General features: G+C 61.7%; 7 protein-coding genes. 4 read left to right on the forward strand and 3 right to left on the reverse strand.

Features of this window, described 5'->3' with window-relative positions; all coding sequences use genetic code 11:
• Nucleotides 1–25: 25 nt before the first annotated feature.
• On the forward strand, nt 26–607 hold the full coding sequence (locus tag BLT50_RS16785; RefSeq protein WP_090030085.1) for a nucleotidyltransferase family protein: 582 nt from the start codon (nt 26–28) through the stop codon (nt 605–607).
• Here BLT50_RS16785 and BLT50_RS16790 read toward each other — a convergent pair.
• The 3 genes from BLT50_RS16790 to BLT50_RS19600 form a co-directional block, all read right to left on the reverse strand.
• The gene (locus BLT50_RS16790; protein WP_090030086.1) at nt 593–2,953 is read right to left on the reverse strand and encodes a Hint domain-containing protein; all 2,361 of its coding nucleotides are present in this window, start codon (nt 2,951–2,953) and stop codon (nt 593–595) included. The two genes, BLT50_RS16785 and BLT50_RS16790, sit on opposite strands and share 15 nt — an antisense overlap.
• A 451-nt stretch (nt 2,954–3,404) precedes the next feature.
• Nucleotides 3,405–3,974, reverse strand: coding sequence for a Hint domain-containing protein (locus tag BLT50_RS16795; protein WP_090030088.1), 570 nt, complete (start codon nt 3,972–3,974; stop codon nt 3,405–3,407).
• A gap of 556 nt (nt 3,975–4,530) precedes the next feature.
• Nucleotides 4,531–10,449, reverse strand: a complete 5,919-nt coding sequence (locus BLT50_RS19600) for a Hint domain-containing protein (protein WP_090030092.1) — start codon at nt 10,447–10,449, stop codon at nt 4,531–4,533.
• Between the two features lie 765 nt (nt 10,450–11,214).
• Between BLT50_RS19600 and BLT50_RS19615 the strand changes: the two genes are divergently transcribed.
• From BLT50_RS19615 to BLT50_RS19775, 3 genes are all read left to right on the forward strand, one after another.
• On the forward strand, nt 11,215–11,370 hold the full coding sequence (locus BLT50_RS19615) for a hypothetical protein (RefSeq protein ID WP_245723434.1): 156 nt from the start codon (nt 11,215–11,217) through the stop codon (nt 11,368–11,370).
• A 106-nt stretch (nt 11,371–11,476) separates the two neighbouring features.
• Entirely contained in the window at nt 11,477–11,617 is a 141-nt protein-coding gene (locus BLT50_RS19620; protein ID WP_245723435.1) for a hypothetical protein, read from the forward strand.
• Nucleotides 11,618–11,652: 35 nt separating this feature from the next.
• On the forward strand, nt 11,653–11,826 hold the full coding sequence (locus BLT50_RS19775; RefSeq protein ID WP_425433974.1) for a helix-turn-helix transcriptional regulator: 174 nt from the start codon (nt 11,653–11,655) through the stop codon (nt 11,824–11,826).
• The last annotated feature ends 78 nt before the right edge of the window (nt 11,827–11,904 follow it).

Here is an 11,904-nt window from a genome sequence, read left to right on the forward strand (position 1 = left end):
CACGTATGCAAGGCAAGAGGCGGATATGCGACTGGCGATACTGATCCTTGCGGCCGGGCAGTCGTCGCGCATGCGGGGTGCTGACAAGATGCAGGAGCCGGTAGGCGGCGCGCCCCTTCTGGCGGTCATGGCGCAACGCGCCTTGGCCAGTGGCCTGCCCGTTTTCGTCACGGTGCCCGCGCTGTCGCATCCGCGCGCACGATTGCTGCCCGAAGCGGTGGACGCAGTTCCGGTCCCTGACGCGCAAGAGGGCATGGCCGCGTCGATCCGCGCAGGCATCGGCGCCCTGCCCGACGATGTCGACGGGGCGATGATCCTGCCCGCCGACCTGCCGGACCTGACGGCACACGACCTGGCCGACATGGCACAAAGGTATCGCGGCGGCATTCTGCGGGCCACGGCGCAGGATGGAACGCCAGGGCATCCGGTGATCTTTCCGCGCGCCCTTTTTGCAGAATTGCAAAATGTGACCGGCGATGAAGGGGCGCGCAGTGTGATTACCGCACATCGCGACCTTCTGGAGCTGATTGCCTTGCCCGCTTCCCACGCCACGACCGACCTGGACACGCCCGAAGCCTGGGCCGAATGGCGGTCAGGCCGCGGCTGAGACGGGGCAGAGCGCCAGTATTTGCGCCTCATGCGCCTTCAACGTGACGCGCGCCGCCGGGAAGGCGGTGTTCAGCCTGTCGTTTCGCAGTTCGGGGAAAAGCGTATACAGTTCATCGCGCTGCGGCGCGTCCATGCCGGACAATGCAAGGCTGCCGGGCTGGAAACTCTCGCTCCAGGCGCCGTCGCCCGAAACGATCTGATGGTCATCGAACATCAGGTGGACATAGGTGACGCCCTTGAGCGCGTCTGCGCGTTCAACCCGGTCGAGACAGGTCAGATGGGCCGCTGCGACCAGAACCTCGTCTTCGCCGAACCACAATGCGGTCTGTGGGCTGCCCACCAGCATCCGGTGTTGCGGCGAAACCATGAGGTCGCGTTCGGGCTGGTTGATGCCCAGCGCGCCAGCGCGAATGATCACGGGCCGAAGTTCCGGCTGGCAGGCCAGTTCCGTGGCGCCAAGCGTGCGCGTGCCGATCCAGCGCACTGGCTGGTAGCCGGCATCGCGGGTCAGAACCATCTCGCCTTTGCGAATGTCGGCGGCCCGCACCTCGCCGCGCAGCGTCTTGATCCGCGTATCGGCTGTGAAACAGGGGACGTAATTCACCGTCTCGATTTCCGAGAAGGTCAGCGTCGTCCCGTCAAGCCACGTCACCGTGCCGTTTTCCGGGTTGCCGCCGTCATAGATGATTTCCGCCGGACCGATGATGTTCAGCGTATCGCCAAGTGTTTCACCCGTTTCCGAACCCTGGACAAAGAGCGTGCCGCCGGTCAGGTCGTCGCGGCTGACGTTGAACACGTCGTCACCGTCGCCCCCTTCGGCGGAATCGCCGCTGGTCAGGATGAAGGTGTCATCGCCGGCGCCGCCAAACATCAGATCGCTGCCCAGACCGCCATCCAGCGTGTCGTTGCCGCCCATACCAAAAATCTGATCGTCGCCGGCGCCACCGTCGATACTGTCGTCGAGCCCCTCGGCGCCGTAATCGATCACCTGGTTCGGCGCGCCTTCGATCAGTTGGAGATAATACCCCCAGTCGTCGGAAATCAGCCAGTTCTGTTCCTCGAAGGCCGGCTGGACATGCGTGTCCCCGGGCGCGATCGTGGCGTAGTAGGTAGTCACCTCGGACGGTTCAATCAGGTAGAGATCGATCGGCGAATCCGAGCTGTTCGTGATCGTCAACGTGGTCGCGGTCACGCCCGGCAGCGAGCCGTACTGGGCCAGTTCGATCCACTGGCCGTCACCCATGATGTTATCGCCGCCGGCGCCGCCGGCGATCGAGTCGTTGCCCTGCCCGCCCATCAGGACGTCTGCGCCATCGCCGCCGTCGATCGTGTCGTTACCCGACTCCCCCGAGAGCGTGTCGTCGTCTGCCGCGCCCAGCAACGTATCGTTGCCGTCCCCGCCAAAGATCAGGTCGTTCCCAGCCCCACCATCCAGCGTGTCACTGTGAGCGCCGCCAAGCAACGTATCGTCGCCATCCTCGCCAAACAGCGAGTCTTCGCCGGCACCGCCATCCATGCTGTCGTTGCCTGCGCCGCCATAAAGATCATCCCAATAATCACCGCCCAGGAGCGTATCGATGCCGTCACCGCCCCGCAAAATGTTGTAGCCCGACCCGCCCGAGATATAGTCGTTGTCTGCGCCGCCATCCAGCGTGTCATCGCCAGCGCCGCCCGACATCCAGTCGTCGCCACCGTCGCCAGACAGGAAGTCATCGCCGCCATTACCAGACATGGTGTCGCTGCCAGTGCCACCATACAGCGTGTCGAGGCCAGCGCCGCCCGACATCCAATCGTCGCCATCCTCGCCAAGCAGCGAGTCATTGCCGGCACCGCCAACGATGCTGTCGTTACCTAAGCCGCCAATGACCGTGTCCCAATCATCACCGCCCAGGAGCGTATCGTCGCCGTCACCGCCCAGAAAATAGCCATCGCCCGACCCGCCCGAGATATAGTCGTTCCCCGCGCCGCCCACGAGCGAGTCGAAGCCGTTTCCGCCAAGCAGGGTATCGTTTCCGTCGCCACCGTACAGGTCAGAGAACCAGATGGTCCCGGACACGTCCAAGACGTCGTCACCCTGCGTGCCCCTCAGGATGGTAAAGTTCTCCATAAGGGTTTGGGCGCCCATATTGGCGTCAGTTCCGGTTACGCCACTCTCGCCGACGGTAAAGGTTGTTGCACCATCCGAGATCGTGATGATGCCATTGGCCAAGTCGTAGTCTACACTGTAACCCGGTCCAAGCGCGGAAAAGTCGAGCTCTTGGAAGTATGAGCTGTCGTTAATCCCTGACCAGAAAGCAACGTTGTTCCAGTTCGCTGGTGTGATCGTGTACGTGAAGGATGGCATGGCCCGTTACCTCATATCCGGGACAGGAAAGACGCGGCCAGGCTGCACGGTTTTTCGGATTTGTCCGGGGCACGACCCCACCCTGGACATGTTATTGGCGCAAACATCATTACCTACACTCCTGCCCAAACTCGTAAAACTGGGCGCCCCTGCCCCGAAGCTGCCGTCAAGGACGCGTCAGGATAGGAAGAAACCCTTTGGCATAGCCGGATGGATAGGAGAGCCTACAGGCGAAAAAACGCGCAAGTTGCGGCAATAGCATGGCTTTTGCCCAATTTGCACCGCCAATTCGCCCGCTAGTTAGCAAGCAATCGGCGCGTCACGACCCTGGGTAGCAATCCCGCACGGATTGCAGATTCGCAGCGGCCGGGGGGCGGGAAATGGAAAGGCGCGGACCCTGCCTTTGCCGGCCGCGTCCACGCCTTTACCTGAGCAACCGGGTAGAGGGAATTTACCCGAGAACGTTGTCCTTTTGAGAGAAGACCCTGGCCAGCTCTCTTGTCTGCGCGGTGTCGGTCTTGCCCCGCTTGGGATCTGCCGGGCTGACGCACTCCGTCCAGCACCCGTTCGAAAGGACCACTTCGTCGTGGTCGAATTCCATGTGGCACATCACGCTGGCCTTTGCCGGCACTACGCCCGCAAGGCCGACAAGATGCCGGGCCGCGATGAGTGCCTCGGTTTCATCCAGCAAAAGGGACGCGATTTCACCGGTCACGATAACGCGGTGCTGCGCGCTGACCACCGTGTCGCGCGCAGGGATACCACTGCCAAGCCCGCCCCGGCGGATCACCACGGCTTCCAGATCCTGCGTGCTCGCCCAAACGATGCTGCGAATTTCCTGAAACCCGTTGTCCCGCGTCAGGACGCGGTCGCCGGGCTGAAGTCGGCCAAGCGGCATTTCCCCGCGATCAGTGGCGATCAGCGTGTCGTCCCGGCAATCGGCCAGCCTTGCGAGATCCGCGACAGCGGCAGCCGACGACTGCCTTGTCTCGGGTTCTTGCGGCAACGGGGACGCGAACATGCTCGGTTCTCTCTCGGCTTACTGTGTCATGCTGATGGCGACCGCTCTCACCCGGTGTGACCATCGACAATTTTTTGTATGTCCCGGCCACATTTTTGACAAGCTTTGGTACAGTTTTCGGCAGATTGCGCAGGAAGCGGCGTGGTCCGTTTGTTTCCCTCACAGCCTTGGGTCGACGTCTTTGAAGGCCAGTTTGGCGACAATCCCTGAAAAGGATGGCGATTATCCCATTGCTCCGCCAAGATTGTCGCGATCCGGGAAAACGGAAAAACTTATCTAAAAACCGAGAGCGTCGGCGGCCCGGAAACAAGCCGCATCTGTGCCTGCGATTGTTCCGATAATCGCACATCCGTGCAGCGGTCGCGCCCGAATCGTGCCGCATTTCCCCGATGACTTTCGGACAGCCCAAGCAGGCGCCCCCCCGGAAAAAGCAGACACCCCGATCCGACCCGCGCGCCTTTGATGGGCCCACGGCATACGGATCGGGGTGTCGAGAACGATCAGAACCCCACCTGATCGGAGATGCACCGGACGCATGCGCCCGGTGCCTGCTGCATCACTTGATGAGAAGCTTTGCCTCGTGCTTTTTCAGTGCACGGCGCGCAGCCTGGTAGTCGTCGATGCCCTCCCGCGTTCTCAGTTCGGGGAACAGTTCGAAGATCTCGTTGCGCTGCGCGTTGCCCACGCCCTTCAGGCTCATGTCACCGGGCTGGAAGCTTTCGGTCCACGAACCATTCGACAGCACCACCTCGTGGTGATCGAACATGAAGTGGATGTAGGTCGTGCTCATCACGTCGACTTCGTGGATCCCGTCGGCGCCCACCAGGTGCTTGGCCGCGGCAAGAACCTCACGCTCTTCGAAATAGAGCGCGGTCTTGTCGTTGTTGACCAGCAAGCGGTGGTTCGGGCTGACCAGCATGTCGCGCTCGGGCAGGCCGTTGCCCAGCGCGCCCTTGCGGATCAGTACCGGTTTGAGATGCGGATTTTTCGCCAGTTCCACACCCGTCACCGGCTTGGCGCCGATCCAGCGGATTTCCTGAATACCGTTGTCGCGGGTAATCACCCGGTCACCGGTCTTGAGATCTTCGATCAGCCGCTCACCCTGTGGCGTGGCGATCGTGGTTCCAGGTGTAAAGCAGGGCACGATTTCCTCGATTTCCGTAAAGTCCAGACGACCAATCTCGGAGCCGGTCGCGTCAAAATATGTGACAAAGCCGTCCGAGCCATTGCCGTTGCTATCGGGCCCGGTAATCGTAACACTCAGGCTGCCCCCCGCGGGCGCCGTTCCGGTCAGGTCCAGCGTGTCATAATCCGCACCACCGGAACCGCCTTCGACAGTATCGCCAGCACCAAAGCCGGTGAACAGGTCAGCATCATCGCCGCCAGCGGCCCTATCAATATTATCGTCATCGCCACCATCGATCGTGTCGTTGCCGTCACCACCCAAAAGAAGGTCGTTGCCGGCACCGCCGAAAACGGAGTCGTCACCATCGTCGCCGGTCACGAAGTCGTTGCCGTCTCCGCCGTAAACGATGTCGTCGCCGTCCCTGCCGACGACCGTGTCGTCACCCGCGCCGCCATCGCCCAGATCGTCGCCGTCGCCGCCGTCGATGCGGTCATCGCCCTCACCGCCCAGAATGGTATCGTCGCCATCCTGGCCGCGCAGCACATCGTCGCCGGCATTGCCGTCGATGCTATCGTCGCCGTCGCCGCCGAACACTTCGTCATCGCCGAGCCCGGCATCGACCGTATCGTCGCCATCATAGGCGCGCACGATGTCGTCATCGCCAAATTCGCCGCTCAGAATGGCATCGCCTGCGTCGATTTCGTCGCCATCGATATCGACATAGCCCGGACCGATCAGGTCGCTGCCGCTGGTGCCGTCCACATGCCCTTCGGGCTGGGGGGCCGAAGGCGGAGGCGCTGGCGCGGGGGAAACCGGCGGATTGTAGTCGATCACGACGTCTTCGGGCTGGGTATCAGGATCGCTGTTCTCGTCGTTCGCGGGCTGGGCCGGGTTCACGTCCGGCTGCACGAACTCGATATTTTCGATGTTCCTGAAGGTTGCCGTGCCGAACACGGTCTGCGTTTCGAGATCGATGAACTCGATCGTCCCGTTTTCCGGGTTCAGCGGATCGTAGATGATGTTGGCAGGAGCCGAGAGAACCATGGTGTCGAAATCGACCCCGCCTTCGCCGCCGTCGATCACGTCGCCCGGACCGACCTCGATAAAGGTGTCCTGGTCGTCGCCGCCGCGCATCTCGTCCGCGCCCTCGCCACCATCGATCAGGTCATCACCGGCCCCGCCGAAGATGGTGTCGTCGCCCTCCTCGCCGAACAGGATATCGGCATCGCCATCGGGCGTGTTGCCTTCATCCACGATGCCATCGCCATAGATCAGGTCGCCGTCGGTGCCGCCCAGCACGATGTCGCTGCCACCGCCACCAGTCAGAAGATCCTGGCCTGCTTCGCCGAAAATCAGATCCGTGTCGTCGCCGCCATCGACGGTATCGTCACCGTCTTCGCCATCGAGAATGTCGACACCGGAACCGCCTTCGATCAGGTCGTCGCCGGTGCCGCCAAGAACCAGGTCGGTATCCGCGCCGCCAAGAAGGGTGTCGTCGCCCTCCTCGCCGAGGATTACATCGACACCGTCGTTGCCTTCGACCAGGTCGTCTTCGGTGCCGGCCAGGATGATGTCGTTTCCTGCGCCGCCCAGCAGCGTGTCTTCGTCCGCAGCGCCCGACAGTATGTCGTCGCCATCGCCACCCTCGATCAGGTCGTCGTCGATGCCGCCGTCGATGACGTCGTCGCCATCGCCGCCCAACAGGGTATCTTCGTCATCTTCGCCAAAGATTGTATCGTTGCCGGCGCCACCGTCGACGAAATCCCGGCCGTTCGTCGGCACCGGATCGGACGCGTCGGGCGCCTGACCGAACAGCAGCGACGAGTCACCTGCGTTGATCCAGTCATCGCCTTCCTCGCCAAGAATACTGTCCGAGCCATGCCCGCCAATGATGCTGTCGTCACCCGAACCGCCAATGACGGTGTCATCGTCGATACCCGCGTCGATCGTGTCGTTGTCGGCCCCGCCGTCGATGTAATCGGCATCGTCTCCGGTTGCTATGAAGTCGTTGCCGTCGCCGCCAAGGACCGTGTCCTTGCCGTCATCGGTGTTCGGATCGGACAGGGCCGGCAGGCCAGTGGTTGGATCGATCAGCAGCGGGTTCGGCAGGTTGGGGTCGTCGCCCACGTAATCCGAGAAGGTATCGACCCCGGCGATGATCGTGTCGTCGCCCGCACCGCCATCAATGAAGTCGGCGCCCTGGATGTCGGTGATGCTGTCGTTGCCGTCATTGCCGGTGATCGAGTCGTTGTCGATCCCGCCTTCGATGACATCGTCACCCGTCCCGCCGATCAGTGTGTCGGCGTCGTCGCCACCGTCGATCGTGTCGTTCCCGGCACCGCCGTCGACATAGTCGCGGTTGTTCTCGGTATCGGGGAACTCTTCGAAGGGAACGCCGACAAAGGTTTCCGCATCCAGAACGTCGCCCGGATCGTCCGCAGCGATCGAGTCGTTGCCGTCGCCGCCAAGCAGCGTGTCGGAGCCTTCGTTGCCCCGCAATTCGTCATCGCCGTCGCCACCCAGAACGGAATCATCGCCCAACCCGCCATAGAGCAGGTCGTCGCCGGCCCCGCCATCGACGGTGTCATTGTCTTCGCCGCCACGCAGCGTGTCATTGCCGGCACCGCCAATAACCGTGTCTTCACCCTCGTTCGCGCGGACGCTGTCATTGCCGTCACCGCCATCGATCAGGTCGTCGCCCATGCCGCCGCGCAGCGTGTCGTCGCCCTCTTCGCCGTAAAGCGAGTCGTCGCCGTCTTCGCCCAGCAACTCGTCATTGCCCGCGCCGCCATATACTTCGTCGTCGCCCACGCCGGCCAGAACCGTGTCGTTCCCGTCGCCCGCTTCGACGACATCGTCGTTGGGCGCGTCGCCAGGCAGGATCGCGTCACCGGCGTCGATCATGTCGCCTTCGGGGTCGCCGGTATAGGCCACGTCGATCAGATCGTCGCCGCCGGTGCCTTCGACGATGCCGTCACGCGGATCGGGTTCGACCGTGATGGTGACGGTCGCCGTATCGGTACCGCCATTGCCGTCGGAAATCGTGTAGGTGAACTGATCCGTCCCCGCGAAGCCCGGGTTCGGGGTGTAGACCGGGTTGCCGGTCACCGGGTCGAGCGCGACCGTACCATTGGCGCCGTCGGTGGTGCCGATGACGGTCAGCGGATCGTTTTCCGGGTCGGTATCGTTGCCCAGTACATCGACAACAATGGGCGTGTCGAATGGCGTGGCTGCGCTGTCATTCACCGCGTCGGGGTCGTCGTTCACCGCACCCACGGTGATCGTGACCGTTGCCGTGTCGGTGCCGCCCTGGCCATCCGAAACCGTGTAGGTGAAACTGTCCGTTCCGTTGAAATCCGGGTTCGGCGTGTATTCGAAGCTGCCGTCCGGGTTCACGGTAACCGCACCGTTCGCCGGGTCGGTGTTGGAGACCACGGTCAACGGGTCGCTGTCGGGATCGGTGTCATTGGCCAGCACGTTGCCGGTGATGACCGTGTCCTCGTCGCCGGTGACGCTGTCATCCACCGCATCGGGACCACGGTTGAACTCGGTTCCGCGGATCTCTTCGATCTCGACGAAATTGATGGTCTCACCCGTCGGCGTTCCCTCGCCGTCGACAAAGACGACGGTGCCGTTGAACCCATTGCCGTTGGTGTCGGCAGTCACGTTCTCGAGGTAGTAGGTCCCCTGCCCTGTCAGATCGAGAATGTCGTGGTCGTCCCCGGCAGAGCCGCCATCCACATCGTCGCCGCCACCGGCGAAAATGACGTCACGGTCGGCGTTGCCGCGCAGGATATCGTTGCCTGCGCCGCCATCGAGCGTGTCATTGCCCACGCCACCCAGAAGGCGGTCATCGCCCTCGTCGCCATAAAGCGTATCGTGGCCATCCTCGCCATAGATGACGTCGTCGCCCGCTCCGCCCAGCAACGAGTCGTCACCCGGCGGACAATCGGCCACGGTGCCGATCGTGTCGAAATGCACGTCCGAGACCCAAACCTTCTGGTCCGTGCATTCGCCATTGTCATAGTCGATTTCGATATACGAAACGGGGCCCGCGATCTCGACCAGGAGAGAGCCGCGCGCATCGTCCGGGCCGTAATCGGTGTCGAGATTCTCATCCCCGGTCGCGGTATCGCCGCTGAGGCTGATGAAGCTTCCGGCGGTCAGTTGCACGTCGACCGCATTTCCCTGCGCGTCGAACGCCCGGATCGTCACGCGGTCGATGTGATCGTCGCTCGAGGTGCCTTCGTCGATATCGTTGATGCGGAACGCAACATTCTGAACTTCGTCGGAATAGGCCGCGTTCGTCGCGCTGAAATCGAGCCGGGTGGTCGATGTGTTGTCCCAGCCGCCTTCGCCGCCTTTTCCAAACAATTCCAGCGCCGAGTTGGTGTCGAAGGTTTCGCCGCTGGCCGTGTCGACATATTGCCGGGTGCTGGTCGCCTTGGCCGTCGCGCCGTAATCCTGCTTATCAAAGGAAACATGCACGTTGATGCCGTCCGCGTCGATATCGACCGGGCAGCCTTCGACGATGCCGGTGCCATCACCGATGGACCCCCAATCGAGAACCTTGGCATCGCCGTTATTGTCGGCCTCGCCAAGTGAACGGTCGCCATAGATCGTGTCGTTTCCGGCATCGCCGAAAACGGTGTCGTCGCCGCCGCCGGCATACACTTCGTCGTTGGCGGCGCCGGCATGCACGTCGTCATCGCCGCAACCCGCGTCAACGATATCTTCGTCGCCGGAGTTCGGGGCAAGCGCGTCGCCCGCGTCGATGCGGTCTCCTTCGGGGTCGCCGGTATAGGCCACGTCGATCACGTCGTCGCCTGCGGTGCCTTCGACGATGCCGTCACCTGCCGGGGCCGGCGCGACGATGGACGTGTTGTCCACGGATTGGTTCGTATACCAGCCCGCATAGTTGTCGCAGGTGAAGCTGTCGATCGTGACCGAGCTGATCTGCAGATTGTCGAGCGTCCCGCAATTCAGCAGGTCGTTGAGGAAAAGATCGCCATTGGCCTGCTGGGTGAGCAGGGCTTCGACCGTGCGGGTCGATCCGTCGCCCAGCGTGAGCGTCACGTATCCGGTAAGCGTGGCGTCGGTCTGGTTGCTGACCTGTCCCGATCCGATGTCATAAGTGACCTTGTCGCAATACGGGTTGCATTCGTCGTCGCTGATCGTGCCGTTGTGATCCCGGTCATCAAGACGCAAGGACACCACCTGGAGCGTACCGTGGTCGACAGTGACACCTTTCAGCGCGGCTTCGTGCTCGGCATCATAGTCGTTTTCATTCGTATCGACCGACGCAAAATTGCCAAGGTAAATGGCATTCACATAGGTGGTCTTCGTCATCGGCTCACTCTCCTACAAACCAACGGGGCAGTCCCAGTCGCGGTTCTTACATTTTCGCGACACGGGCGCCCGGCACTCGCGTCCTCACGGGTCAACAATAGCCTTGCCTGACTTGGAGAAGGGAAACACGCGCACAGGACATCATGCATCGAAATGCATGTTGAACCTGTTCCGGCGATGGCAGCGCCTGAGCAGACAGCCGACGTTCGCGTCCCCCGCATCCAATGGACACAGACAGTTCAGCGGCCGCCCCCGTGGCCTATTTCTTGCCCCCCAGTTGGGCAGATGGACATTAGCCGAGCAATTGAGGCGAACAAAGGGGAGTTTTTCCGAAAATTGCCCATCTTTTGCCCCATTCTGCCGCGGCATCGCCCTAGTTGAATTCGCATCCAACCAAAGACTGTTCGCGCATATTGAACAATATGATCGGCATTTGCAGGAAAGCTGAGATTTTTCAGAATTCTGCCCATGACCCTGCAATCATCACGTGAATATTGGTGACGATATTCAAACAATTTGGCAGGCAAGGCGCAGGCAAAGCCGGAAACCGGCTGTTTCGCTCAATGCTTAACGCGCGTTCTCCGGTCCGCGTCTTTGCACGGGAACCGCCGGAATTGTGTCGGATCACGCGCCAATGCAGACCAACGAACCGACGAATCGTTCCGATACGCCGAACGCCCGAGAAAATGTCAGTGGCCTATGGTGTGGCGATGCAAAGGTCGGCTTTCGCCTTTGGCTGTTCCTGCTGGGCGGCAAGGGGCGCAGATGACCCGCAAGCGCTACAAGCGTCAAAAGAAAGGGGCTGGGCGTCATGTCCAGTTCCAGGAGTGGCTTCAGCAAACCGAAGCCTGGGCTACGCTCACCCCCGGCCCGCGCGCGCTCTGCATCGAGCTGAAAACGCCGTTTCAATGGAACGAATAACGGCAGGATATACCTGAGCCACCGCGTTGCGGCCGAGGCGATAAACGTGCATCGGAACACGATTGGCGGATATTTCCGTGAACTGGAAGAGCGCGGCTTTATCCGCATGACCAAGGGCGCGCCTCTGGGGTCAGAAGGCTACGGCAAAGCAGCACAATGGGTGCTTTGCGAAATGCCGACCATTGATGGCGTGAAGGCTGACCATGCGTTCCGCACTTGGAAGGAAAGGGAAAAGCCCGTCAAATGATTGTAACATTTATACGTTTAGCCATGGGCAGCCGGATGCAGACTGGAAACGACGTAAAAGAGGCCCGCGTACCGAAGGACTGGAGCCAAAGGGAACTGGCCCGTCGCGCTGACTTCGACCGAAACGCAGTCAGCCATTGGGAAGCGCGTCCGGTCCTGGACCCAAAAGGCTATGCAACGGGAAAAATGACTGTGAGCAGCCCGATCTGATTGGTCCAAGGTAATTGTTAGTGCATGATCGGGCTGGTTTCCATTGGGATGATGGTTTCGGGAGCCGGCGGCCGATAG

The organism is Lutimaribacter saemankumensis (assembly GCF_900100005.1).
GTDB lineage: Bacteria > Pseudomonadota > Alphaproteobacteria > Rhodobacterales > Rhodobacteraceae > Lutimaribacter > Lutimaribacter saemankumensis.